This is a genomic window from Chitinophaga niabensis, assembly GCF_900129465.1.
Taxonomy (GTDB): Bacteria; Bacteroidota; Bacteroidia; order Chitinophagales; family Chitinophagaceae; genus Chitinophaga; species Chitinophaga niabensis.
Genome location: NZ_FSRA01000002.1, coordinates 1,331,213 through 1,355,728, shown reverse-complemented (window position 1 = coordinate 1,355,728; position 24,516 = coordinate 1,331,213). Strand labels below are relative to the sequence as shown.

At 45.5% G+C, this 24,516-nt stretch carries 23 protein-coding genes; 12 read left to right on the top strand and 11 right to left on the bottom strand.

Features of this window, described 5'->3' with window-relative positions:
• The first annotated feature begins 207 nt into the window (after positions 1-207).
• On the top strand, positions 208-1,278 hold the full coding sequence (locus BUR42_RS22695) for an alpha/beta hydrolase (protein WP_074241870.1): 1,071 nt from the start codon (positions 208-210) through the stop codon (positions 1,276-1,278).
• Here the strand turns inward: BUR42_RS22695 and BUR42_RS22690 are convergent.
• From BUR42_RS22690 to asnS, 3 genes are all read right to left on the bottom strand, one after another.
• Entirely contained in the window at positions 1,223-2,179 is a 957-nt protein-coding gene (locus BUR42_RS22690; protein WP_074241869.1) for an isopenicillin N synthase family dioxygenase, read from the bottom strand. The two genes, BUR42_RS22695 and BUR42_RS22690, sit on opposite strands and share 56 nt — an antisense overlap.
• 34 nt (positions 2,180-2,213) lie before the next feature.
• The gene (locus tag BUR42_RS22685) at positions 2,214-2,753 is read right to left on the bottom strand and encodes an ExbD/TolR family protein (RefSeq protein WP_074241868.1); all 540 of its coding nucleotides are present in this window, start codon (positions 2,751-2,753) and stop codon (positions 2,214-2,216) included.
• Between the two features lie 311 nt (positions 2,754-3,064).
• Positions 3,065-4,501 carry an asparagine--tRNA ligase gene (asnS, locus tag BUR42_RS22680; RefSeq protein WP_074241867.1) on the bottom strand — a complete coding sequence of 479 codons (1,437 nt, stop codon included), beginning with the start codon at positions 4,499-4,501 and terminating at the stop codon, positions 3,065-3,067.
• A gap of 434 nt (positions 4,502-4,935) precedes the next feature.
• Between asnS and rho the strand changes: the two genes are divergently transcribed.
• Positions 4,936-6,651 carry a transcription termination factor Rho gene (rho, locus tag BUR42_RS22670; RefSeq protein WP_074241865.1) on the top strand — a complete coding sequence of 572 codons (1,716 nt, stop codon included), beginning with the start codon at positions 4,936-4,938 and terminating at the stop codon, positions 6,649-6,651.
• 430 nt (positions 6,652-7,081) lie between these two features.
• Here rho and BUR42_RS22665 read toward each other — a convergent pair whose 3' ends face one another.
• The 4 genes from BUR42_RS22665 to BUR42_RS22650 all read right to left on the bottom strand — a co-directional run bounded on the left by BUR42_RS22665 (position 7,082) and on the right by BUR42_RS22650 (position 10,427).
• Positions 7,082-7,690 carry an outer membrane beta-barrel protein gene (locus BUR42_RS22665; RefSeq protein WP_074241864.1) on the bottom strand — a complete coding sequence of 203 codons (609 nt, stop codon included), beginning with the start codon at positions 7,688-7,690 and terminating at the stop codon, positions 7,082-7,084.
• Between the two features lie 123 nt (positions 7,691-7,813).
• Complete coding sequence (locus BUR42_RS22660; RefSeq protein WP_074241863.1) at positions 7,814-8,422, bottom strand: TetR/AcrR family transcriptional regulator; 609 nt, start codon at positions 8,420-8,422, stop codon at positions 7,814-7,816.
• A gap of 439 nt (positions 8,423-8,861) precedes the next feature.
• Complete coding sequence (locus BUR42_RS22655; protein ID WP_074241862.1) at positions 8,862-9,836, bottom strand: deoxyhypusine synthase family protein; 975 nt, start codon at positions 9,834-9,836, stop codon at positions 8,862-8,864.
• 144 nt (positions 9,837-9,980) lie between these two features.
• Complete coding sequence (locus BUR42_RS22650; protein WP_074241861.1) at positions 9,981-10,427, bottom strand: PepSY-like domain-containing protein; 447 nt, start codon at positions 10,425-10,427, stop codon at positions 9,981-9,983.
• A gap of 275 nt (positions 10,428-10,702) precedes the next feature.
• Here BUR42_RS22650 and BUR42_RS22645 point away from each other — a divergent pair, with 275 nt between their 5' ends.
• The 6 genes from BUR42_RS22645 (at position 10,703) to BUR42_RS22620 (ending at position 15,841) form a co-directional block, all read left to right on the top strand.
• Complete coding sequence (locus BUR42_RS22645) at positions 10,703-11,434, top strand: acyl carrier protein phosphodiesterase (RefSeq protein ID WP_084185766.1); 732 nt, start codon at positions 10,703-10,705, stop codon at positions 11,432-11,434.
• 128 nt (positions 11,435-11,562) lie between these two features.
• Positions 11,563-12,177 (top strand): DUF2911 domain-containing protein, encoded by a 615-nt coding sequence (locus BUR42_RS22640; protein ID WP_074243151.1) that lies wholly within the window; start codon positions 11,563-11,565, stop codon positions 12,175-12,177.
• Positions 12,178-12,528: 351 nt separating this feature from the next.
• Complete coding sequence (locus BUR42_RS22635; RefSeq protein ID WP_074241860.1) at positions 12,529-13,668, top strand: cystathionine gamma-synthase; 1,140 nt, start codon at positions 12,529-12,531, stop codon at positions 13,666-13,668.
• 110 nt (positions 13,669-13,778) lie between these two features.
• Entirely contained in the window at positions 13,779-14,552 is a 774-nt protein-coding gene (locus tag BUR42_RS22630; RefSeq protein ID WP_074241859.1) for a TIGR02757 family protein, read from the top strand.
• A 15-nt stretch (positions 14,553-14,567) separates the two neighbouring features.
• On the top strand, positions 14,568-15,506 hold the full coding sequence (locus BUR42_RS22625; protein ID WP_074241858.1) for a DUF6263 family protein: 939 nt from the start codon (positions 14,568-14,570) through the stop codon (positions 15,504-15,506).
• Positions 15,506-15,841, top strand: coding sequence for a hypothetical protein (locus BUR42_RS22620; protein WP_074241857.1), 336 nt, complete (start codon positions 15,506-15,508; stop codon positions 15,839-15,841). Before BUR42_RS22625 ends, BUR42_RS22620 begins: the two co-directional genes overlap by 1 nt.
• Positions 15,842-15,937: 96 nt before the next feature.
• On the opposite strand, the gene BUR42_RS22615 is transcribed toward BUR42_RS22620, so the two are convergent.
• Together BUR42_RS22615 and BUR42_RS29895 are read right to left on the bottom strand one after the other, a co-directional pair.
• Entirely contained in the window at positions 15,938-16,597 is a 660-nt protein-coding gene (locus BUR42_RS22615) for a sterol desaturase family protein (protein ID WP_074241856.1), read from the bottom strand.
• Between the two features lie 77 nt (positions 16,598-16,674).
• On the bottom strand, positions 16,675-18,612 hold the full coding sequence (locus BUR42_RS29895; protein ID WP_200798351.1) for a serine hydrolase: 1,938 nt from the start codon (positions 18,610-18,612) through the stop codon (positions 16,675-16,677).
• A gap of 45 nt (positions 18,613-18,657) precedes the next feature.
• On the opposite strand from BUR42_RS29895, the gene BUR42_RS22605 reads away from it, so the two are divergent.
• A complete protein-coding gene (locus BUR42_RS22605) occupies positions 18,658-19,674 on the top strand; it encodes a fumarylacetoacetate hydrolase family protein (protein ID WP_074241854.1) in 1,017 nt (338 codons plus the stop codon).
• A complete protein-coding gene (locus tag BUR42_RS22600) occupies positions 19,671-20,552 on the top strand; it encodes a flavin reductase family protein (protein WP_074241853.1) in 882 nt (293 codons plus the stop codon). Before BUR42_RS22605 ends, BUR42_RS22600 begins: the two co-directional genes overlap by 4 nt.
• Positions 20,553-20,633: 81 nt before the next feature.
• On the opposite strand, the gene BUR42_RS22595 is transcribed toward BUR42_RS22600, so the two are convergent.
• Both BUR42_RS22595 and BUR42_RS22590 read right to left on the bottom strand, forming a co-directional pair.
• Positions 20,634-21,374, bottom strand: a complete 741-nt coding sequence (locus tag BUR42_RS22595; protein WP_074243150.1) for a DUF4197 domain-containing protein — start codon at positions 21,372-21,374, stop codon at positions 20,634-20,636.
• Positions 21,375-21,384: 10 nt separating this feature from the next.
• A complete protein-coding gene (locus tag BUR42_RS22590) occupies positions 21,385-22,212 on the bottom strand; it encodes a universal stress protein (RefSeq protein WP_074241852.1) in 828 nt (275 codons plus the stop codon).
• Positions 22,213-22,411: 199 nt separating this feature from the next.
• Here BUR42_RS22590 and lysS point away from each other — a divergent pair, with 199 nt between their 5' ends.
• Together lysS and BUR42_RS22580 are read left to right on the top strand one after the other, a co-directional pair.
• On the top strand, positions 22,412-23,941 hold the full coding sequence (gene lysS, locus BUR42_RS22585) for a lysine--tRNA ligase (protein ID WP_074241851.1): 1,530 nt from the start codon (positions 22,412-22,414) through the stop codon (positions 23,939-23,941).
• An 83-nt stretch (positions 23,942-24,024) separates the two neighbouring features.
• Entirely contained in the window at positions 24,025-24,399 is a 375-nt protein-coding gene (locus BUR42_RS22580; RefSeq protein ID WP_074241850.1) for a DoxX family protein, read from the top strand.
• Positions 24,400-24,516 lie beyond the last annotated feature (117 nt).

Sequence of the window (24,516 nt, the reverse complement as noted above, 5' to 3'; positions counted from 1 at the left end):
ATAGGAACAATGATTGGAAAACTGAATTTAAAGTAAAATAAAGGAATTTTCAGCTGTTATCGGCAACTCTGTTGATTTACAAGTCATTTGTACAACATTTGCCGCTTTTTGGGGCATAAATCTTGCATATGTACAAAAGGAAACCACAAGAACGAAGAACAAAGCCCTTCGTTTAGGCGTTAATGATAATAGCATAATCCGAAGCTTATGAAGCGGTTTTTAATAGTACTCCTGCTCCTTCTGCAAGTAAAAGCCCAGGCACAATTGGCCAATTACAATACCACTGAATACTGGTCGCAGTTTGTACTGGAACGGTCCGCTATGAAACCCGTGATCACCGGAGATACCTGCCTGGTCTTTGTCAGCAACCGCTTCATCCATCCGGACAGCCTCCGCTTTGTAGACGAGTACCTGGATACCACTTCCCTTAAATATTTCTTCCTGGAAAAACTGGAAGGTAAATGGAAAGTTTACCAGGCCCCCTCGCTCAACGAAGCGATGGAACTGCTCCCCCATAAAAAAGACATTGTTGTGTACGCAGAAGGGATGGGGAAGATCTTTACCAGCAACGTGTACAGGGCACAGTTAATGAGCAGGCAGTATGATGTGAATGTGGTGATGTTCGATTATTCCAGTATCAACACTACTTACAAGCCCTCCAAGAACTTCCGTATAGCACGTTTGAATGCCCGTTTATCTGCCGGCCAGTACCTGCAAATGCTACAGCAATTTCAAAAGGCAAGGCAGGAAGACCAACCCTGGATCAGCGGTGTAAAGCTGACCACCTTCTACCACAGTATGGGAAATATTATCCTCGAACAAATGGTACAGCAGCACGACATCAGCAGCATCAATTCAACACCTTTTGTAGATAACCTCGTGATCAATGCTGCCTGTGTTCCCCAACGTGGTCATGCGGAATGGGTAGAGCAGATCCGTTTTGCGAAACAGATCTATGTACACTATAATCAAACAGACCTTCAGCTCAAAGGCGCGCACGTACTCACATTGAAAAAACAATTAGGAGAAAAGGCAAGCCGCCGCCAGCGTGCAGATAATGCTATTTATATTAACTTCCATGATATGGTAGGCTGGCAACACAGCTATTTTATGAACTTCCCTTACAACGTAAAGTTCAAGCTTACGCCAGCCATGAAGGATTACTTCTCCCGTTTGTTCAACGGGCAGGGCATCTCATCACATGAAGCACTGAGCCTGTTCACTACTTCTTCAAACCAATCTCCCGCAGGCGCTCATCAAGATATTCGCCGGCAGTGATCGGTTCATATTCCAGCGGATGGTCCTTATCCACACAACTGCTCAGGCAACTGAGGTCCATATTGGATTTTGGATGCAGGAAAAAGGGAATGGAAAAACGGGAAGTGTTCCACATTTCACGCGGCGGGTTCACCACACGATGTGTAGTAGATTTAAGACGGTTATTGGTTAACCTTTGCAGCATATCTCCCACATTCACCACTATCTGTTCCGGCAAGGAAGTTACCGGCACCCAGTTGCCTTGTTTGTCCAGTATCTGCAAACCATCTGCGGAAGCACCAACCAGCAAGGTGATCAGGTTAATGTCCTCATGTTGTTCTGCACGGATAGCTGATTTGGGTTCCTGTGTAATGGGAGGATAATGTATAGCTCTGAGAATGGAATTACCGTTATGAATCTTGTCGTCAAAATAATGTTCATCCAATCCAAGGTACAGCGCAATGGCCTGTAACAATGCTTTGCCCGAACCTTCAAAACCGCGGTATGCCTGGAAAAAAGTAGGTGTAAAAGCAGGCACTTCCTTTACCTGTACATTATCAGGATATTCCGCAGCAATGGGATCGTTATCTTCCACAGACTGCCCGAACTGGAAGAACTCTTTCAGATCAGGTGCATCAAAACCTTTGGCATGCTCCTTTCCGAAAGAAGTATACCCGCGCTGGCCGGCCAGCTGAGGTATTTCATAACTGTGTTTTATTTCGGAAGGAAGTTTAAAGAACTCCTGTACATACTTGTACAGATCAGCGATCAGCGCATCGGAAATACCGTGGTTCTTTACCGCCACAAAACCTACCTCTTCATAAGCTTTCCCGAGTTTTGCCACAAACGCAGCTTTGCGTGCAGGATCGCCGGAGGTGAAGTCAGACAGATCAACAGAAGGGATGGAATTAACAGTAGCCATATCTTATTGTTTTGGAACAATAAAGATAAGGAAATCAGGGATGCAGTGCATCCAGCATATTAACTTCCTGCTCCGTGATATCCACCAAAGCGTAACGGGCCACCCGGTTGATCTTCATCTCATCCAAAGCGTCTACCATATTGCGGTAGCTGGAGCCTTTGGTAGCTTTGATCAGGATCACCAGGTCATCCGGATCCCCGAATGCAGCAGCCACCTTTTTCTGCTTAGCACGGATCACCTCCCCAATACCATTAGCAGGAGAAAAACTACTTTGATGGATCACAGGCGGATGCAAAGGATCATCCCCCTGCCCATCATACCATGATATAACATTGTTCTCACCCACCAGCAAGGTCAATGCCTTACTTTCCCCAACAGGTACACCCGCTCCGTCCGCCGGCATAATAAGGTTCAGCACCTTAGGCTTAGCCATTGTAGTAGTTAACATAAAGAAAGTGATCAAAAGAAACCCCAGATCTACCATAGGTGTCATATCTACCCGTGTAGATAATTTCTTGCTGCGATGGCCGCCATGGTTGCGGCCCTGATCGTTACCAGTGTTCATTTCAGCCATAACAATAAGTTTTAAGAACAGCAACGGGAACGAAACCCGCCGCCCGGATTAGATAAGAAACACACACTTGTGTTTTGCTCAAAGAAGAGATGCAGAAGAAAAAGGTTTCCATAAAAAAGAGAATGTTGAGCCGGCATATCGTTCTCTATTCAGCCGCCGTTGTGTCACTCACTGCATCATTTGGTACATAACTGAACAAGGAAAACACCACCGCTCAGCTCCACCCCAAAGGACCACCAGCGGAAATAAGCATAAAAAAAGAGGTTGCCTTAAAAAAAGACAACCTCTTCCTCTCTATAAAAAACAATAAGCTAAAACTCAGCATTCTTAGGCGTACGCGGAAAAGGAATCACATCCCGGATGTTCGTCATTCCGCTCACAAACAACACCAACCGCTCAAACCCAAGCCCAAACCCGGCATGCGGCGCAGTTCCAAATCTACGCGTATCCAGGTACCAGCTCAACTCTTCCACAGGAATATGCAGTTCTTCCATACGCTTCACCAGCTTATCATAATTCTCTTCCCGCTGGGAACCACCCACAATCTCCCCAATACCAGGGAACAGGATATCCATCGCCCTCACCGTTTTACCATCTTCATTCTGCTTCATGTAGAACGATTTGATCGCCGCAGGATAATCAGTAAGGATCACTGGTTTCTTAAAGTGTTTCTCTACTAAGAAACGCTCATGTTCACTTTGCAGATCAGTGCCCCATTCTTCCACGAGGTACTGGAACTTCTTGTTCTTATTAGGTTTGCTGTTCTTCAGGATATCAATTGCTTCAGTATAAGTGATGCGCATGAATTCATTGTTCAACACAAATTCCAGCTTCTCGATCAGCCCCATTTCACTACGGTCCTGTTGAGGTTTGGATTTCTCTTCTTCCACCAGGCGAGAAGCCAGGAATTCAAGATCTTCCCGGTTATTCTCCAAAGCGTAACGGATCACGTATTTGATGAATTCCTCTGCGAGGTCCATGTTATCCTTCAGATCATAGAACGCCATCTCCGGTTCAATCATCCAGAATTCAGCAAGGTGGCGCGCTGTGTTAGAATTCTCCGCACGGAAGGTAGGCCCGAAAGTATAGATATCACCAAAAGCCATTGCCCCCAGTTCACCTTCCAGCTGCCCGGATACGGTAAGATTGGTAGAACGGCCAAAGAAATCTTCTTTAAAGTCAATGTCGCCATCCACTGTTAAAGGCGGCTTTTTAAGGTCCAGCGTGGTTACGCGGAACATCTCGCCCGCACCTTCTGCATCAGATGCAGTGATGATGGGCGTATGCAGGTAAACGAATCCTTTTTCATTGAAGAACTTGTGTACCGCAAAAGCCAGGGAATGACGGAGACGGAAAATGGCCCCGAAAGTATTGGTACGGAAACGCAGATGTGCAATTTCCCTTAAGTATTCCAAACTGGGCCTGTTCTTTAATTGCAAAGGATACTTTTCACCATCGCAATCCCCCAGGACCTCCAGTTCACGTGCTTTCACTTCCACTTTCTGACCTTTACCCAGGGATGCCACCACCTGGCCTGTTACGCTGATAGCAGCGCCGGTAGTGAGCCTTCTTTGCAAAGCAGGGTCAGTGTCCAGTTCAATTACGATCTGGAGATTATTATTAGTAGAGCCATCATTCAAAGCTATAAATTGGTTATTACGGAAGGTACGTACCCATCCTTTAACCGTTACTTCATAGTCTGTTTTGTCGCTAAGCAGGATCTGCTTGATCTTCACGCGTTGGCTCATATAAATGATAAATTTTAAAATGAGTTGCAAAAATAGTGTTTTATTCTGATCGTCAGAGGGGCAAATCGGGGGCTTTCCTGCCCCATTTAACGATAAAACACTTTCATTTATCTGGTCTCACATTTGCTGTATGATCAGGGTAAACGGTTGTTGGTACAGCGATACAAGTATTTTGAAAATTGCTATACATTAATAGCCCGTCATCAATATTTATTTGGATAATAGTAAAACTTGTTTTAATCTTGTACTTACAATCTGTCTGATTAAGTCCTGTTTTTGCCATCTTCATCAGCAGTCCTTAACTCAAGTGATCCCTATCAATTTAATGATCAAGACTTTATTATTGACTCAAAACAATTATTTGTTAATTGGTGTATGTTGGTATGCAGTGGTACCCACCTTTCGACACTTCTAAAATTTGACAAACGCAGATGATGTACGACATCTTACAACTGAACGACATGCTCGTTCCTGAGCTGCTTGATATTGCAGAAAAACTGGACATTCCGAACTCGAAGAAACTGGACAAGCAGTCATTAATTTATAAAATTCTTGATAAGCAGGCGGTGATAGCATCAGAGGATCAGGGAAACGGAGATGAGAAAAAGGGACGAAAGCGAAAAGCGGCTGCATCGAAAAAAGAAGAACCAGCACCGACCCCAGCTCCCGCAGAACCAGCAGCCTCAGAAGAAAAACCCGCAGCAAAAAGAGGACGCAAAAACGCCGAACCAGCACCAGCTCCAGCAGCAGCCCCGAAAAAAGTTTCCAAATCAGAAGAACAGCCCACAACCCCGCCCAAGCGTAAGCTCGATTTAGATTTGGATATACCTTCACTCACATTTGATGATGATGATGATATCGTGTTGCCTGCCCTTTCTGATGAAGTAGAAGAAGAAATAGTATTACCGGAAGAAGAAAATGAAGATGATTTTGTGACCGTACAGGAAGCAACCATGCCGGCTCCGAAACAACAGCAGAGCAGTAGTGGCGGTGGTCACAAGTATCCTAAGAAACAAGAAGTTTTCAATATTGAATTCGATGGCGTAATTGTCAGCGAAGGTGTACTGGAAATGATGCCCGATGGTTATGGTTTCCTTCGTTCTTCTGATTATAACTACCTCAGTTCTCCTGATGATATTTACGTATCTCCTTCCCAGATCAAACTGTTTGGTCTGAAAACCGGCGATACCGTACGTGGTGCAGTTCGTCCTCCGAAAGAAGGCGAGAAATATTTTGCACTGCTGAAAGTGGAAAGCATCAATGGTAAATCTCCTGAAGAAGTACGCGACCGCGTTCCCTTCGATTACCTCACACCGCTGTTCCCTTTCGAAAAGCTCACGCTCACTACAACTTCCAACAACTATTCTACCCGTATCATGGATATGTTCACGCCAATCGGTAAAGGCCAGCGTGGTCTCATCGTGGCGCAACCCAAGGTAGGTAAAACCATGTTGCTGAAAGAAGTGGCCAACGCTATCGCTACTAACCACCCTGATATTTACCTGATGGTAGTGCTCATCGATGAGCGTCCGGAAGAGGTAACAGATATGGAACGTAGCGTGAAAGCTGAAGTGATTGCTTCTACTTTCGATGAACCTGCTGAAAAACACGTGAAAGTTTCCGCTATCGCATTGCAAAAAGCAAAACGACTGGTAGAATGCGGCCACGATGTTGTGATACTGCTGGATTCCATTACCCGTTTGGCCCGTGCGCACAATACCGTAGCACCCGCTTCCGGTAAAGTGTTGAGTGGTGGTGTGGAAGCAAACGCCATGCAGAAACCAAAACAATTCTTTGGTGCTGCACGTAAGATCGAAAACGGCGGTTCCCTTACCATCCTGGCTACTGCATTGATCGATACCGGTTCTAAAATGGACGAGGTGATCTTTGAAGAGTTTAAAGGTACCGGTAACATGGAATTGGCACTGGACCGCAGACTGGCTAACCGTCGTATCTTCCCGGCTATTGATGTTACCGCATCATCTACCCGCCGTGATGACCTGCTGCTGGAAAAAGAAATGCTGTCACGCATTTATATCCTCCGCAATCACCTGGCAGATATGAACACGGAAGAAACCATGAACTTTATGCTGCAACATATGAGAGGCACCAGGAACAACGAAGAGTTCCTGATCTCCATGAGCAGGTAATTATACCACGACTTGAATACAAAAGGGCAGTTACGCGATGGTGTAACTGCCCTTTTTCATTTTCACTTATCTATGCTATGGTCAGGATGCTATTTTTGCGGATAAGCAATGCTTAGGTCAGTGAGCTCCTGCTGCGGTGTTATCGCAGAAGGGCCATGAGGAGGCCTCGGCGGCTTTGGTGGTTTTGGAGGGTGTGGCGGCATCCGCGGCGCAACACAACTAACAGCAACAATCAATATCGCTCCCATCACACCACTTATTTTCCATGCTTGTTTCATAACACACTATTTAATTCACCTTAGTTATGCTAAAACTTTGCCAAAAAGCCAACAGCATTAGGTTTATTGTTAATACCACCACTTGTTTTTGAACAAAAAAAAGGGCCAGCCTCACGGCCAGCCCCTTATAAAGTTGTTAGTTATTGCTAAGATTAGAACAACCAGTTAACACCTAAATTAAATTGTTTAGTGAATTCCAGGCCGAAAGAAGTAGATGTTGTTTCAGGACCAGCTGGTGCCTGAGGAGTATCTTTCCGGCTCGCGAAATTAATACCACCAAATACGCCTTCAATATTGAAACGTTTAGTCACGAAGTAAGCGATACCTGGAACAACGTTAGCGTCAATAATTGTATATTTCCCAGTTTTAGTATCAGCTACTTTAGTCTGACCAAAACCGTAAGAAACGTTTGCTTCACCGAAGAATGCAAATTTAGATTCACCTAAGTTATGGTAGTTACGTACAAAGATACCAGGAGCAATGCTGGTGCTTTTAGTTTTCACATCGGTAATGCTCTTAGCATTATTAAAAGCAGTGTTTGCAAAAACACCCACTACCCATTTGTCGTTTACAGCATAACCAACTTTAGGGCTGATTTCGAAATTAGTGGCAGAGGATTTACCATCAACACCTTCTGTTTTTAAAGAAGAAGTACCAACACCCACAGTACCACCTAAAAGAATGTTACCTTTTTTAACCTGTGCATTTGCAAACTGAGTTCCGATAAGGCCCAATACAGCCACAACGATCATTTTTTTCATCTGTCGTACAATTTTTAGTTTTAAAATAAAATATGTCAATAATCGATTCCGCTAAATCATGTTTCTACATACATGTATGCATTAAGCAATTGGGGGGAAGAAGATTTTCTTTGATTATATGGGCTACTTTAAACCGTTGAAAAAGATGGTAAGCACCATGCCTTCACGGCTCATAAATTCTTTGATATTATCAGTACTTTGTAGTTCGTATCCCGCGGCCTGCCACTTGCACCAAACAACCCACAAACCAAACAACACATGCACTAACAGATCAGCCGTTCTTTCCGGATCATGTTTTGCTGCTATCTCACCATCTGCGATCCCTTTCCGGATCCAGGCGGATAAGAACCGCATTTCCGACTGGTGAACCAATTCCCCCACCTGACGCATCAGGCTGCTTGGTTTATCGCTCACCCATTCATGAATGCCAAACAGAAAATGATAATCCAGTAATATTCTTTCCTTCACCGAAAGATATCGTTCCATCACCTCCTGCACCGAAACAGCTGTTTCTAAAAAACCGCTTACGTCTGTAAAACATTGTGAAACAATTCTTTCCACCACTCCCACATAGATGCTATCTTTGTCAGGAAAATAATAATACAAAGAACCTTTAGAGATCTCCAGATCTTTTGCAATTTCTTCCATGGTGGTCTTAGCCAGTCCAAAGCGTTTGAAACGCTTCAGTGCAGCTTCCAGTATCACTTCCCTTTTCTGATCCTGTTCGCCCATTTCTGAATTACAAAAGAAGCCTTTGACTTTTTGACTTCGCGGGTCAAATGTACATCGTTTTTTGATACGGCCAAAAGAATTTAAGCCCGGATTTGTAAGAACTTCATTAATTGTTATGCATAAGTCAATGGTAATGCAAATATAAAGGAATATTTAATTAAATAATATGTAATCGTCTAAAGATTTGTTAAAACGAGTATAGCAGCCGTTTTTCGAAGATTTAACCCTGATTTAATGTTTCCAAGGCCGAAAATTTTCCCTTTTTTAAGGGCTTTTTAAGGCGAAAGAGCAATTCAATGTATAGGACTTCCGTGCTTGACATAGGGTACCTCTTCTCTTGACATAGGCTCGACATAGGCTCAGGGTATAGGGATCCTATAACATAAAAAAAGCCGCCCCGGTTTTCCCGGGGCGGCCAGTTATATATCCATCCCGCGGCTTACCAGCCCAGGATATACGCAAAGATCAGCGGCGCCACAATGGTAGCATCAGACTCTACGATGAATTTAGGTGTATTAATATCCAGTTTACCCCAGGTGATCTTCTCATTAGGCACAGCCCCGGAATAAGAACCATAAGAGGTAGTAGAGTCAGAGATCTGGCAGAAATAGCTCCAGAAAGGCACATCATGCCATTCCAGGTCCTGGTACATCATCGGCACCACGCAGATCGGGAAATCACCCGCAATACCACCACCGATCTGGAAGAAACCAACGCCCTTACCGGAAGAGTTCTTACGGTACCAGTCACTCAGTTCCACCATGTACTCAATACCGCTCTTCATAGTGGAAGCTTTCAGCTCTCCTTTGATGCAGTATGAAGCAAAGATGTTACCCATGGTACTGTCTTCCCAACCTGGTACAACGATAGGAATATTCTTCTCCGCAGCCGCGATCATCCAGCTGTTCTTGGGATCTATCTCGTAATGCTCTTTCATTACACCGCTCAGCAGCAGCTTGTACATAAATTCATGCGGGAAATACCGTTCGCCTTTCGCTTCCGCATCTTTCCAGATCTTCACTATATGCTGCTGGATCCGGCGGAAAGCCTCTTCTTCAGGGATGCAGGTATCTGTAACCCGGTTAAAACCGCCTTCCAGCAATTCCCACTCATCCTGCGGGCTCAGGTCACGGTAATTAGGTACACGTTTGTAGTGCGTATGCGCTACCAGGTTCATGATATCCTCTTCCAGGTTAGCACCTGTGCAGGAGATAATATCCACCTTACCTGCGCGGATCATTTCTGCGAAAGAAATACCCAGTTCAGCAGTACTCATGGCACCTGCGAGGGTCACCATCATTTTACCGCCTTCCAGTAAATGCGTTTCGTATCCTTTGGCCGCATCTACCAGTGCCGCCGCATTGAAGTGGCGGTAGTGATGCTGGATAAATTGAGAGATTGGCCCTTTATTCATAACTAAATTTGTTTTTACCTGTTCAGGCCGCAAATGTAAGACAAAGAGCCGGGGTTTTCCCCATAAAAAAACCGTTCCGTAGGATACGGAACGGTCATACTGATTAACACTAAAACTAAAACTAGATTGGGCTGCGATTAATCGCTATGCTTTGGTAAGTTTCTTAAGCGTTGTAAGGCTACCTGATTGTTCAGCTTTCAACACGGTCCAGTGTGTTTCGCTTTCCAGGGTGATCACGTAAGTAGTGTTGCCTTCTGCATCATACTCCACGATGTTCTGGATCTTTTGATCAGGGAACTTCTTCATCAAACGGCTGATCACTTTTAAAGGTAACTCAGTGTCTGTAATGTAACGGGAAGTAGCCAGCAGGTTTCCTTCTCTGTCAAAATGCGCAGTTACTTTAGAAGACTTCATGGTAAATTTAGCCACATACTTATCGGGCGTGGTATACCAGGAAACATCTGCCGCACCGGCAAACTGGTTGTTAAAAGATTCCATCACTTTTTTGTTGTCGATGGTCCTGCCATCTCTGGCAAAGGTGGCGCTGGTAACTACCAGGGCTAAGGTTAGAATGGCGATAATTTTTTTCATGGCGGAAAAATTTTTATCTGGGTTTGTTTAATTGTGATTTGTAATAATTGATTACGATGTAAAAGTAGTACGCGGTTGATAGGCGGACAAGGGAATAGTTAAGAGTGGCAGTAGTACATTAACCCAATGTTATGCATGTTATAACGCATACGCAAAACATAGATTTTCATTCGCCTGAAATTCAATCCCACAGAGGTGTTGAGCGGAAAAGGCAAATGTTGCATCTGCAGGAGTTAAGAGTATGTTAAAACGGAATACTGGTGACAATCGGTAGGATGAAAAACGCGTTTTTCAAAAGCGGACACCTTGTTCCATTTGCGAACACCATCACTAATTATCCTATCTTCGGTAAGCCGAAAGCGCCTGTTTATCAGGTTTTTACCGTTCATTCGTTTTCTATTACCGTTCAACAGCCCATGAATTATCTTGCCCACGCTTACTTATCTTTTCATGATCCGGCCACCACTGTTGGCCAGATGATCGCCGATTTTGTAAAGGGCAAACAAGTGCTCACATTCCCTGCGGACATCCAGAATGGTATCCGTGCCCACCGGGAGCTGGATGAGTTTACGGATAAACATGAAGCCACCCGCAGGGCCAAAGACATTTTTAAACCTACCTGCGGCCTCTATGGTGCTGTATTTATGGATGTGGTCTATGATCATTACCTCGCCAATGACCCCAGGTACTTTAACTTATTGACCCTGGGCACCTTTGCGGAATCCACCTACCAGGTCCTGCAGGCCCATCATTATTTATTACCCCCCTTTTTCCAGCAGGTATTTACCCATATGCGCCACCACAACTGGCTTTACCAATACCATCATAAGGATGGCATCTACCAGAGCTTTTCAGGGATCGTGAGAAGGGCTAAATATTTTGATCAGCCGGTAGAAGTGCCTTTTGGGGTGTTTGAGGATAATTATAATATACTGGAGGAATGTTACCAGGCCTTTTTCCCGGATGCCCTGGCCTTCATGAAAGAAAGACTACCTGGTTTACAATAGGTAATAGGGGGATTTCCCCTGCCATGCGTCCATTGGGTAAGGTATCCCGCTTTTGAGGATTTTCTCAAAAGCGCGTAGGTTTGCTCTCAGATTCAGATCAATCAGTAACTATAAAAGAACCGCAGTTTATGAATAAGTTAAAAGCAGCTGTTGTAGTGGCATGCCTGGCCCTCAGCCAATTGGGCTTTGCACAGGAGAAAAAAATGCCCCCGGTAGACCCCAGCCCAATGGATATGGCTTACTACCCCGTTATGTTTCCTTATGTATGTAAAGTAAAAGGAGAACCTGGTACCCTGGTGGCCCGTACTGTTTTCAGCCGCCCCCAGAAAAAAGGCCGCCCTATTTTCGGCAACCTGGTAGAATATGGTAAAGTATGGCGCTTAGGTGCTAACGAAGCCACTGAGATAGAGTTCTTCCGCCCTGTGACCATCGGAGGCAAACTCATTCCCAAAGGCCGGTATACCCTGTATGCCATTCCCACAGAATCAAAATGGACCATTATACTGAATAAACAAACAGATATCTGGGGCTCTTATAAATATGAACCCAGCCTGGACATTGTTCGTACAGACGTGCCGGTTGGTGCAGCCGACGAAGAACTGGAAGCATTCAGCATGGTATTCGAAAAAGCGGCCTATGGCGCTAACCTCTTAATGGGTTGGGATAAAACGCAGGTAAGTCTTCCTATCCGCTGGACGGAAACGGCAACGGTGCCGGCAAAGAAACCCGTAGCAAAGAAATAAGTAAATATTTTATATAACTGAAAAGGCAACGAGTGATCGTTGCCTTTTCAGTTTAACCAATAAAAAAAGCGGTAAGAATACCGCCTTCAGTAATTTTTAACCATATCCTATGAAAAACCTACGGTAAAATTAGGGGAATTAACGATAAGGTAATATCCGTTTCTGGTGAACGCATCGAAATTCCTCGTGAACGAACAGATAACAGCTGTATCGTCCGAAACCCGCGTAGAATTTGGGTTACAGCGGATGTAGTAATACTACGTACGTGTTATAGTATAACTACGCAATCCATCAAAACGGCCCCATTTCCAAATTCATTATCTTTGATACGCTCATAAAATATAGCAAACCATGAAGTTAGGCACCAAACTTATACATGCAGGCGTTGAACCCGATCCATCTACCGGGGCCATTATGACCCCCATCTTCCAAACCTCCACTTACGTGCAGGCCGCACCGGGAGACCATAAAGGATATGAGTATGCCCGTACCCAAAACCCAACCCGCCATGCCTTACAGAACGCATTGGCTGCCATAGAGAACGGCAAACACGGATTGTCTTTTGGCAGCGGGCTCGCAGCCACAGATGCTGTTTTAAAGTTGCTGAACCCGGGAGATGAAGTGATTGCTTCCAACGACCTCTATGGAGGTACCTACCGCATCTTCACCAAAGTTTTTGCGCGCTATGGAATTAAGTTCCATTTCATTGATATGCAGGACGCTGCGAACCTGCTGCCTATCGTGAACAGCCAAACGAAAATGATATGGATTGAAACACCTACCAATCCTTTATTAAATATTATAGATATTGCAGCCTGTGCGGTGATCGCCAAAGAAAGAAAGGTACTTTTAGCGGTAGACAACACCTTCGCTTCCCCTTATTTGCAGAACCCCTTAGACCTTGGTGCGGATATTGTAGTACACTCTGCTACTAAATACCTGGGAGGCCACAGTGATGTGGTACATGGAGCCGTGATCGTAAAAGACGATGCACTGGCGCAGCAACTCGCTTTCATTCAGAATAGTTGTGGAGCCGTTCCCGGGCCACAGGATTGCTTCCTGGTGCTTCGTGGACTGAAAACGCTGCATATCCGTATGCAAAGGCATTGTGAGAATGGGGAAGCCGTAGCGAAATATTTGCGGCAGCATCCCAAAGTGGGAAAAGTGTACTGGTGCGGGTTTGAAGACCATCCCAATCATGCAGTGGCTAAAAAGCAGATGCGCGGGTTTGGTGGTATGATCTCCTTCACCCTCAAAGATGATAGCATGGAAGCGGCATTGAAAGTGCTCAGTGGCACCAAACTCTTTTCCCTGGCGGAATCGCTGGGAGGAGTGGAATCACTGATAGGCCATCCGGCCAGCATGACGCATGCGGCTATTCCAAAGGAAGAAAGAGTGAAAAACGGACTGGTTGATTCCCTGATCCGCCTGAGCGTAGGCATCGAAGATGTGGAAGATCTGATAGAAGATCTGAAGCAGGCCATCGGCTGATTCCCACGGATATTAGAAAAGCTGGGATAAAGTCCTTATTTTTAGCGGATTACACCTATAGCCTCTCACCCCCTTGGGTAAGAGAGGGTCCATATACCATAACCATAGCCATGAAGTCCCAACAACTGAAAGATTATTTAGACGCCAAAGCGGCTTATTACAATCAGCCGGCCTTTATAGGAGAGGATCCTATCAGTATTCCTCACCGATACAGCCAGCTGCAGGACATAGAGATCTCCGGATTGTTCGCCGCTATATTAGCATGGGGAAACCGCACTACTATTATTAATAAGTGCACGGAACTCATGGAGCTCTTTGATAATTCACCTTATGATTTTATCCGCAACCACGAGGCGCGGGACCGTATGAGGTTCATGAACTTCAAACACCGCACGTTCAATGGGCTGGACCTCCTCTATTTCGTAGAGTTCCTGCAACATTACTACAGCAACGTAACCTCCCTGGAATTTGCTTTCAGCGGGCATCTGGACCAAACAGACACAGACGTTGAAAAAGCGATCGCGGGCTTTCATAAGATCTTTTTTGCACTGGAACATCCTGAACGCACCCGCAAACACATTTCCACTCCGGCACGCAATTCCGCCTGCAAAAGGCTGAATATGTTCTTACGCTGGATGGTAAGGAAAGATACCAGCGGCGTGGATTTTGGGATGTGGCACCATATATCGCCATCACAACTCGTATGCCCTATGGACGTACATGTGAGCAGGGTGGCCACCCGACTGGGATTGATCAGAAATGCAGATCCTACCTGGAGCACTGCTATCGAGCTAACGGAAAGGCTTAGAGAGCTGGACCCGGAAGATCCTGTTAAGTATGATTTTGCACTGTTCGGATTAGGGGTGGTTGAAAAATATGTTTGATCAATTTAACTGGAAATGAAGAAACTTACCGGACTGGTAGCGCTGTTATGCTACGCATTTTCACTCTCCGCGCAGGATTATGTGGAACTGAACTACAAATTTAAAAAAGGAGATGCTTTTGCGTTTGAGCAGCAAAGCCGCAGTGAAACCTATATTACGGTAAACGAAGTAGTACAGCGCACCACCCGCGATTACAATAACAAAATGGAATTTGTGATCCGGGAAGCTACTCCCGGCGTTTTCATCCTCACCTTTATCTATACAGATATCAAGTTCAACTTCAACGCCAAGAACCAGAACATCTTCGTAGATGCCAAGGTGGCCAACGATGCTGAACCCCTGCAAGGCGCATTGAAGCTCATGCTCAATCAGCCCTTCACCGTAGAGCTGCAATCCACCGGTTTCATCAATAAAGTAGAAGACCTGGATGCTGCGCTGGATAAAGCCTCCGCCGCTTTCTCCAAACTCAAATCAGATGAACAGGCCGCTTATAAAAAGTTATTGAAAGACCAGTTCGGCACAGACGCTTTCCGCTCCTGGCTGGAACAATTACTGGTAGTATACCCTGTTCACGGGATCAAGAATGGCACCCAATGGGAAGAAAGTGTACCGCTGCGCACTGGTCTCAAAGGCCGCATAGACCTCTACTGGAACCTGATACACTTCGATAGCCAGACCGCTAAGATCAATGGCACCGGCAACATCAAAACCGATAAGCTGGAAAGCTTTATGGTAGAAGAAGGGATCCAGGCCACTGCTGCCATTGAAGGCACCCAAACCAGCAATTACCTCGTCAACCGCGAAAGCGGGCTCCCCAGCATCTGCGTGCAGAACACGGAAATGAAAGGAGAATACATCTACCTCGCCAACCGTAAGAAGCAACTTAAAAAAGACCTGAAAGTGCCGGTGAGGATCATTACCAACGCATCTTATAAGATCAAGCAGGTAAAATAATGGAAGACCGTTATTTACAGGAAACCGGGATATGGATCCGTGAAAACACCGGCCTCCGTGTTCCGGAATCCGTTAGTATGGAAGAACTGGAGCAGTTACTTTCAGAAAGGCTGGAAGTGCTGGTGGAAAAGGATTTCCAGCAGTTTGTACTCCTGCTCTACCAGGTAGATGTATCAGAAAAGAAAGTGAAAGCCATTCTCGCATCTGAAGGTTACCCGCATGTATATCACTCCGTAGCAAGGCTGATCATAGACCGGCAGATAGAAAAGATAAAGAGCAGGGAGTTCTATAAACAGCCGCCGGAGAGCTTAACGGATGAAGAAGAGAAATGGTGAAGAGGAACTTCAAACAAAAAGGATCTTAATGCCTGCAAGGCTATTGCCTTAAATAAAAAACGCCCGGATGTAACATCCGGGCGTTTCACTTTTAATTTACTTATCGAACATTAAAGCCCTTGCCTTTTCTTTATCCTCTTTCTCATTCACGTCAAAGTAAGTACCAAACACCCTGTCCCAGAAAGAAGAGCTTACGCCAAACCCTTTATCATCACTCTTATAATGATGCAGGTGATGATTACGCCATAAAGGCTTCAGGAACTTGAACGGCGGATGCCATGCATGGATAGCATAGTGCATACTGCCATACATCAGGTAGCCGATCAGGAAACCCGGGAAGAACATATATACCATTTGCCCCATCAGGAAATACATAACGGCAAAGAGTATAGAGGCTATGATCAGGCTGGGCACCGGCGGCATGAACAAGCGCTGCTTATCCCTTGGATACTCATGGTGATTCCCGTGTAATACATACACGATCCTTCTCCATTTGGGATTCTCTGTTACATAATGAAAGAGGTAACGGTGTATCGCATATTCAAATAAAGACCAGGTAAATATTCCACCTAAAAAGATCAATGCCACTTTTCCGATCCCGTAACCTAATGTATTGTAGCTATAATAAAGCATATAGCCGAACACAGGCAGATACATGCCCCAAATAAAAAGAGGATGTGTTTTGGTGAGTACTTCCAGATATTGGCTCTCAAATAATCTTGCCTGTCCTTTGTTTTTAATCTTGTCAAATTTCATGACTCCCAATTTTTAAATTAAACCATTGCATCTAATTATAAGTAACAGGAGTAGGGAACAAAAAGTTGGTATTTTTTTCATTGGTCCGACAGTAACCGGGATATGGTAACTAGTTCGTACTCATTTCCCTGCAAATATCGTATCAATTTATCCAATTGAAAATAAAATTTATCTATACGGCGTGGGTCAGTGCCTATATGAAGCAATAAAATGAAGCCGTTAAGCCCCGCTGGGCGCTGATCCTCATAATCTAACACAGATTGAAGGATGGTTTTACTATCCCTGTAACTTTTGCCCATTTCTGGATAAGTATAATCTGCTGTACTACGTGTACCCGGGGAAAAATTCACCAATTGAAGGCCCATATTACCCGTCCACTGCACAATGGAATCATTATACCATTCATATGGCGGCAGGAAATAATGTGGTGCCGGAATACCCTGTTTTTCCATAGCCCGGTAATTAAAGGCCAGGTCTTCTTCAAACTGGCGGCGGGTTACAAGCAAACTGTCCCGTTTGGTCCAATCGCAATATAAAAGATGCCGTCCTGAATGAGGCCCCAGGTAATGCCCCTCTTTCTTTAACCGTTGAATGAGCGGCCCAAACTTAGTAGTCTCATAAAACGTGCCGGTAAGGAAGAATGAAGCTTTTACTTTGTGTTTCTTCAACACATCTGCTATATGTTTACCACCATCTGCAAATTCATGCCCCGTGAAAACCAATGCGATACGCCGTTTAGTGGTATCCCCCCTTGTAATGGCCACTGCTGGCTTTCCCAGCCCCGCAGTAGCATCCTCAAATATCTGAAGATCAGGGGGGTAGGTACGTTTACGTTTTAGCTCATAATTGTAAACGATATCCCCCACTTCTTTGAAGAAAGGATAACCTTCTTCTTTATATTCGTATTTATCATCGTTCAATGTACCATCCCTGTTTACATAAATGTTCCCGCTGAGCATGAATTCCGTCTTGTGTTTAAAATCCGCGAAATAGGCGATATCCGTTAAAAAACCATAAGACCAGCCCGTTTTATTGAATACCCGGATATAGGGCGGAACCTTGCCCTGGCCGGCTTTGAAGCGGAAAAACTTCGTATAACTGTCAAAGAATTCACTCGTATCGTAAGCAGGGTGTTTTGACTCAAAAGGCAAAGCCCCCATATACCGGTAAAGGAAACGATAATCATCCGGCCTGAGGTTGAACCTTTTAGAAGGGGCTACGGAAGAAGGGAATAATACAGATTGCAGTACCTGTTGTAAGTCCTCCAACGGCGCATTATTATGCCGCGTAAAATCCATGGGCCGGTTCACCAGCTCTTCATCTTTATTATAATGCGCACGCCCCATCAATAAAGGCTTGGAGAAGTCGAACTGCACAGTGCTCACTGCCTCCGGCTGATCATACACATGTACCCCGTCCCTGATAAAATGTACCGGGTTTGTGTGCCTGTTCTCCTCTTCCGTCATAGGCACAAACCTTCTTGTGATACGCATGCGGGGATATCCTTTCGCCCACAAGCCCTCATTGATAGCCTGCTGCCCGATGAATTCATACAAACGGTTATAAGCATCATTATCACTTACCAGGAACACCTTTTTGATATATTGTTCAATAGAAGGCAAGCCATTTTCAGCAGAAGTATCACTGTTTACGGCAGACTGTCCGCCATATGCACTATCCGTGATCATGGGCGTATTCCGGTCTATACCCAGCCTGTTCAGCTTTTCCAGCGCCAGGAAAGCCAGTGGCATTTTAACCGTGGAGGCTGGATTGAAATAGGTATTGGCATCCACATGATAGTAGTAATGTTTAAACGTGGGCTGGTTTTGCGCATCCCGGTTGATCTGCGTATAGATCAACTGCACCCGGAAAGAATCCGGGTACTGCAGGATATGCTTTAAAGCGGGGGAGGCATGTTGTAACAACAGCTCCTCCAGGAACTTATCTGTGCGGGGCTGTGCAACTGTAGCGCTGCCGCATAATAGCAGCATAAACGTGAATAGTAAACGAGGCATACCTTAAAGTTATATATTTGAGCACTAAAACACCAAAACCAACACATGAAACTCGTTACCTATTTACGGGAAGAAGTAGACCAGCTGGCCATGCTGGTGAATGGTCAGTTGTATAATGTACAGGAGTTACATCCTGATCTGCCCACCACCATGCACATGTTCCTGCAGATGTGGGAAGAAGTAATAGACCTCGCTATTCAACTGGATGCACAGCTCAAAGCAGGCAAAATGCCAAGGGCCACAAGCTGGGGCGTTCCTTATGAATCTGCGCAATTGCTGGCCCCTGTGCCCTTTCCAACCTCCTGCAGGGATGGTTATGCTTTCCGCCAGCACGTAGCTGCAGCCCGCCGGAACCGTAAAGTAGAGATGATCCCCGAGTTTGATCAATATCCCATCTTCTATTTCACCAATCATAATGCCATACAAGGCCCCGGGGAGATCCTCTGCATGCCTGACCATTTCCGCAACCTGGACTTTGAGCTGGAAGCAGCCATCGTGATCTGCAAACGCGGCCGCAATATCTCTGCTGCCGAAGCGGATGAATACATCGGCGGATACATGATCATGAATGATATGAGCGCACGCCTCCTGCAAATGGAAGAAATGAAACTGAACCTGGGCCCCGCCAAAGGCAAAGATTTCTCTACTGTAATAGGCCCCATGCTGGTAACCCCCGATGAACTGGAACCTTACCTGGTACCGGCTAAAGAAGGCCACACCGGCAATAGCTATAATCTCAAAATGCGTTGCTGGGTGAATGGTATACAGGTAAGTGAAGGCAATATGGGTGATATGGACTGGACCTTTGCAGAGATAGTAGAACGTTGTGCCTATGGTGCAGATATCCTGCCAGGAGATATTATCGGCAGCGGTACCGTTGGCACCGGTTGTTTCCTGGAACTCAACGGCACCGGTAAACTGAACGATCCCAATTACAAGGAACAATGGCTGCAGGCCGGAGACGTAGTGGAAATGGAAATAGAAGGATTGGGCCGCCTCGTTAATACCATCGTAGCGGAAGCGTCTGACTTCTCTATCCTCTCTCAGAAAAAGAATGTATGAAAGTAGTACCAGGTGAGATAAAAACCGGAGAGCTGCATGCTTATCTGCTGGGTGCAATTGCCCCGCGGCCTATTTGTTTTGCGAGCACAGTTGATGAAGAAGGGCAGCCAAACCTTTCTCCCTTTAGTTTCTTCAATGTATTCGGCTCTAATCCTCCCACGCTGATCTTTTCGCCTTCCCGCCGTGTGCGTGATAACACCGTAAAACATACACTGGAAAATATCTATGCTACAAAAGAAGTGGTGATCAATGTGGTGAACTATGCCATGGTGCAGCAAGCCTCCCTGGCAAGCTGTGAATACCCGAAAGGCACCAGCGAATTTGAGAAAGCAGGTTTCACACCACTCGCCTCAGAGATCATAAGGCCTTTCCGTGTGAAAGAAAGTCCGGTGCAATTGGAATGTGTGGTGAAACAAGTGATCGAAACCGGTAACCATGGCGGCGCGGGCAATCTCGTGATCTGTGAGCCGGTGATGATCCATATCAATGATGATGTACTGGATGCAAACGGAAAAATAGATCCGCAGCTCATAGACCTCGTTGCCAGGATGGGGGCAGATTATTATTGCCGCGCTTCCGGCAATGCCGTATTTGAAGTAGCCAAGCCAAATTTAAAATTAGGCATTGGTGTAGATGCATTGCCCTGGGGCATCAGGAACAGTACTATCCTTACCGGCAATAACCTTGGGCAGTTAGGGAACGTACATGAATTCCCCGTGATAGACGCTACTTTCCATGATGATCATTTGAAGAATATCATTCAGTATTATAGTATCAGCCCTGATGAAATGGAAAAGGAATTGCATACCTATGCTAAGCAATTGTTAGCGGAGAATAAAGTGAATGAGGCCTGGCAGGTGTTGCTGGCCGGGGGGTAAGATCCTGATAAAAAAATCACTTCCAAATAAGAACGGGCGCTTCACCTCCATGAAACGCCCGTTCTTTTTATAATGATCTCCTTAGATCTTCACATTCCCAAATACCTTCTTCAACAACTCTGTAGACCTTGCTGCAGGATTCTGACGGATCGCCAGCTCTTCCTTCGCGATCTGATCAAATAAAGCCTTCACTGCTTTCTCTGTCACATACCCTTTCAGGTCCGGGTTGATCTTATTGAATGTAGTAGGCAGGCCATTGTACTTTGTCACCAAAGTGCTGTAGTACTTCGTAGCCGCCGTATTGTTCAGCGCACTGTCAACAACAGGAGAGAACGCAGACTTCAGCGACTCCGTAGTTTTGTTCTGGAAGAAATCAGTAGCAGAACGCTGCCCGCCTTTCAACAGGTTCAGGGCATCTGTAATGGTCATGGATTTGATAGCATTCACAAAGATGGGAGAGGCAAAACCTACTGCCTGTTCAGCCGCACGGTTGATCTGCAGGATCGCTTTGTCCACTTCACCACCTAAACCAATACCACGCAATGTTTTCTCCGCTTTCAATGCATCCGGCGGTAACAAAACTTTATACGCTTCATTTCCAAAGAAACCATTTTGTTTGTTTAGTGCAGCAATTCCCGCCTGCACACCTTTCTCCAAAGCCTCTTTAATACCCATTCCAGCCTCATTCTCTGTAACAGAACCTGTACCGGTAGAAGTACCGCCTGATTTTAAAAGACCAGAGGCCTTCTTCAATATTTGTGCCTGCGTTGCAGTGTGCAGTACTAACACACCTGCCAGTAATAAAAGTGTTTTTCTTAGCATAGATTTTAAATTATTCATGTATGGATAGTAAAGGGACGTTTGTATGAAATGCGATCCGGGAAGTATTACTGCGTTTAAAGATACTGTCGAACAACCCATGTTTTTTAGGAATGATCAGCAAGAGGTCTGCCGACTGTTTTTCGGCAAACGCTGTAATACCTTCCGCCACGTTTGGATGATCTACAAAATGATACTGCGGGTTATAATTATGCAGCATGTTATCCAGTTCCTGGTTCTCTTCAGGATGCATATGTTCTTTGCCTTCTTTCTGTATGTTCAGCACCAGCAGCTCCGGTGTAAATGCATCCAGTAATTTATGCAATGGTTCCTTGCGGGTGGTTTTCGCCACTTTGCGCAGGTCGCAGGCAAATACGATCTTTTTAATGGGTGAAAAGGATGCCGAAGTAGGCACTACAATAACAGGATAACTGGAATTCTTCACTACATCCACCGTATTGGAACCTACCAGTATTTCTTCCAGCTGGCTGCCGCCTGTGATACCCATTACAATAAGGTCCACCTCTTCTTCTTTACATACCTGGTCTATGTTAGCCGCCAGTAAATGATTATCCGCCCTAACAAGCAGGCTGATGGAAGCAGGTAATTCCCCTGCCAGTTCATTTCTCATTTTATGCAATCCCTCTATACTGGCATCTCTCAGATCTTCCATATTTACCATAGGCACCGCCGTGGGGAGGTCCGGAATAGGAACGATCAATTCATATGCGTGATAGAGGATGATCTTAGAAACCCCAAGCTGCTGGGCTAAACCAATCGCATATCGCGCAGCGTTATAAGCTGTTTCGGAAAAATCAGTCGGTACAATAATCGTTTTCATGCCGGGTGGTTTTACATAAAGTTAGCAATAACCGCACCAATCAACCCAGTTATATATAAAAGAAAATTGTTAAAATATGGTGGCGGAAGGGGGCCTCCAACGCAATTCGTACAAAACCACTGAAATAAATTATTTTTGCTCTCCATTTCGGAGCGGGCAGCTGTCAGCAACCCGTTAAAAACCAGTATCACACACGAAAATGAGCGTAATTAGCCAACAACAGCTTTCAGAACAGGAGATCATTCGCCGCGAAAAGCTGCAGGAACTTGTAAACTTGGGCATCGACCCGTATCCGGCCCCGGAGTATCCCGTGAATGCTTATTCCGTGGATATCAAAGCCGGTTATTCTGAGGAAACCAAAGAACAATACCAGGATGTTTGCCTCGCCGGCCGCATCATGAGCACCCGCGATATGGGGAAGGCAAACTTTGCCGTATTGCAGGATAGCAAAGGCCGTATTCAATTATATATAAAACGGGACGATATCTGCCCCGGTGAAGATAAATCCCTTTACGACCAGGTTTGGAAGAAACTCACAGACCTGGGAGATTTCATTGGCGTGAAAGGGTATGCCTTTATCACCAAAACAGGCGAAACCTCCGTTCACGTAAAAGAACTCACCATCCTGGCAAAAGCGTTACGCCCATTGCCGGTGGTAAAAGAAAAAGAAGGGGAGTCCTTTGACAGTGTAACAGATCCTGAATTCAAATACCGCCAGCGGTATGCGGACCTGGTGATCAATCCCCAGATCAAGGAAGCCTTTATCAAACGTACCCGCCTGGTACAAACCATGCGCGATTTCTATAATGAAATGGGCTACCTGGAAGTGGAAACACCTATCCTGCAAGCTATCCCCGGTGGTGCTACTGCCCGTCCCTTTATCACCCATCATAATGCGCTGGATATTCCATTATATCTCCGCATTGCAAACGAACTGTACCTGAAAAGACTGATCGTTGGCGGATTTGAAGGGGTGTATGAGTTTGCGAAAGATTTCCGCAACGAAGGAATGGACCGTACCCATAACCCGGAATTCACCGTAATGGAAATGTACGCCGCCTACAAGGATTATGAATGGATGATGCGCACCACGGAAACGCTGCTTGAAAAAGTAGCCATCAATGTGAACGGCAGCTCAAAGGTAACGGTAGGAGACAAGGAGATAGATTTTAAAGCTCCCTACCGCCGCGTAACCATGTTCGATGCCATTAAAGAACATACGGGTATTGATATTACGGACATGGACGAAGCGCAGCTCCGCGATGTTTGCAAGCAATTGCACATCCAGGTAGAAGCCAGTTCCGGTAAAGGAAAGCTCATCGACGAGATCTTCGGGGAGAAGTGCGAACATCATTATGTACAACCTACTTTCATCATAGATTACCCTGTTGAAATGAGCCCGCTCACCAAGAAACACCGCAGCAAAACCGGCGTGGTGGAACGTTTTGAGCTGATCTGTAACGGAAAGGAAATTGCCAATGCCTACTCTGAGCTGAATGATCCTATCGATCAGCGGCAGCGTTTTGAGGAGCAGGTGCAATTAATGGAAAGAGGAGATGACGAAGCCATGTACATCGATTATGATTTCCTCCGCGCACTGGAATATGGTATGCCGCCTACTTCCGGTATCGGGATTGGTATAGACAGGTTAACGATGCTGATGACGAATCAGCCTTCTATCCAGGATGTACTGTTCTTCCCGCAAATGAGGCCGGAGAATAACCCATAATCGCTACGTATTCAGTATATTAGTAACCGGATCCTTCACCAGGGATCCGGTTTTTTTATTGTTGAAACCTTAAAACTTCCCGTATGAAGATTCACATCCGTACCCGCGCGGCAACTGTTCTCTATGCATTAATATGGGCTTATTTTGGCGTCAACCACATGGTACATGCAAAAGACATGGCCGGCATGGTTCCCATTCCTGGCGGCGCTTTCTGGGTTTTTATTACCGGCGTTGGAATGCTGCTGGCCTGCATCGCCATTATTCTGAACAAGAAAGCAAAACTGGCCTGTTACCTGCTGGCCCTTATGCTGCTGATCTTCATCTTCGCCATCCATGTACCCGGCCTGATGAAGAACAGTCCCATGGCCCCGGCCAACCTGTTAAAGGATATCGGGTTAATGGCAGCAGCTATCGTTATCGGAAATGTGATCAATCATATCAAACAAATAGGGCAGTAGATAAACTCGCTGCCCTATTCGTTTTCGGACCATATCCTATGAAAAACCAAATCGAATGTACTTTGATTTGCGGAACTGTGTTTGCAGAAGTTCCTGGTTGCCTTCTTTGGGTTCATA

What these genes read in the sequence shown, in the direction of transcription:
- BUR42_RS22695 (WP_074241870.1), top strand. Translation starts at nt 208, where the DNA reads ATGAAGCGGTTTTTAATAGTACTCCTGCTCCTTCTGCAAGTAAAAGCC.
- BUR42_RS22690 (WP_074241869.1), bottom strand. Translation starts at nt 2,179, where the DNA reads ATGGCTACTGTTAATTCCATCCCTTCTGTTGATCTGTCTGACTTCACC.
- BUR42_RS22685 (WP_074241868.1), bottom strand. Translation starts at nt 2,753, where the DNA reads ATGGCTGAAATGAACACTGGTAACGATCAGGGCCGCAACCATGGCGGC.
- asnS (WP_074241867.1), bottom strand. Translation starts at nt 4,501, where the DNA reads ATGAGCCAACGCGTGAAGATCAAGCAGATCCTGCTTAGCGACAAAACA.
- rho (WP_074241865.1), top strand. Translation starts at nt 4,936, where the DNA reads ATGTACGACATCTTACAACTGAACGACATGCTCGTTCCTGAGCTGCTT.
- BUR42_RS22665 (WP_074241864.1), bottom strand. Translation starts at nt 7,690, where the DNA reads ATGAAAAAAATGATCGTTGTGGCTGTATTGGGCCTTATCGGAACTCAG.
- BUR42_RS22660 (WP_074241863.1), bottom strand. Translation starts at nt 8,422, where the DNA reads ATGGGCGAACAGGATCAGAAAAGGGAAGTGATACTGGAAGCTGCACTG.
- BUR42_RS22655 (WP_074241862.1), bottom strand. Translation starts at nt 9,836, where the DNA reads ATGAATAAAGGGCCAATCTCTCAATTTATCCAGCATCACTACCGCCAC.
- BUR42_RS22650 (WP_074241861.1), bottom strand. Translation starts at nt 10,427, where the DNA reads ATGAAAAAAATTATCGCCATTCTAACCTTAGCCCTGGTAGTTACCAGC.
- BUR42_RS22645 (WP_084185766.1), top strand. Translation starts at nt 10,703, where the DNA reads ATGAAAAACGCGTTTTTCAAAAGCGGACACCTTGTTCCATTTGCGAAC.
- BUR42_RS22640 (WP_074243151.1), top strand. Translation starts at nt 11,563, where the DNA reads ATGAATAAGTTAAAAGCAGCTGTTGTAGTGGCATGCCTGGCCCTCAGC.
- BUR42_RS22635 (WP_074241860.1), top strand. Translation starts at nt 12,529, where the DNA reads ATGAAGTTAGGCACCAAACTTATACATGCAGGCGTTGAACCCGATCCA.
- BUR42_RS22630 (WP_074241859.1), top strand. Translation starts at nt 13,779, where the DNA reads ATGAAGTCCCAACAACTGAAAGATTATTTAGACGCCAAAGCGGCTTAT.
- BUR42_RS22625 (WP_074241858.1), top strand. Translation starts at nt 14,568, where the DNA reads ATGAAGAAACTTACCGGACTGGTAGCGCTGTTATGCTACGCATTTTCA.
- BUR42_RS22620 (WP_074241857.1), top strand. Translation starts at nt 15,506, where the DNA reads ATGGAAGACCGTTATTTACAGGAAACCGGGATATGGATCCGTGAAAAC.
- BUR42_RS22615 (WP_074241856.1), bottom strand. Translation starts at nt 16,597, where the DNA reads ATGAAATTTGACAAGATTAAAAACAAAGGACAGGCAAGATTATTTGAG.
- BUR42_RS29895 (WP_200798351.1), bottom strand. Translation starts at nt 18,612, where the DNA reads ATGCCTCGTTTACTATTCACGTTTATGCTGCTATTATGCGGCAGCGCT.
- BUR42_RS22605 (WP_074241854.1), top strand. Translation starts at nt 18,658, where the DNA reads ATGAAACTCGTTACCTATTTACGGGAAGAAGTAGACCAGCTGGCCATG.
- BUR42_RS22600 (WP_074241853.1), top strand. Translation starts at nt 19,671, where the DNA reads ATGAAAGTAGTACCAGGTGAGATAAAAACCGGAGAGCTGCATGCTTAT.
- BUR42_RS22595 (WP_074243150.1), bottom strand. Translation starts at nt 21,374, where the DNA reads ATGCTAAGAAAAACACTTTTATTACTGGCAGGTGTGTTAGTACTGCAC.
- BUR42_RS22590 (WP_074241852.1), bottom strand. Translation starts at nt 22,212, where the DNA reads ATGAAAACGATTATTGTACCGACTGATTTTTCCGAAACAGCTTATAAC.
- lysS (WP_074241851.1), top strand. Translation starts at nt 22,412, where the DNA reads ATGAGCGTAATTAGCCAACAACAGCTTTCAGAACAGGAGATCATTCGC.
- BUR42_RS22580 (WP_074241850.1), top strand. Translation starts at nt 24,025, where the DNA reads ATGAAGATTCACATCCGTACCCGCGCGGCAACTGTTCTCTATGCATTA.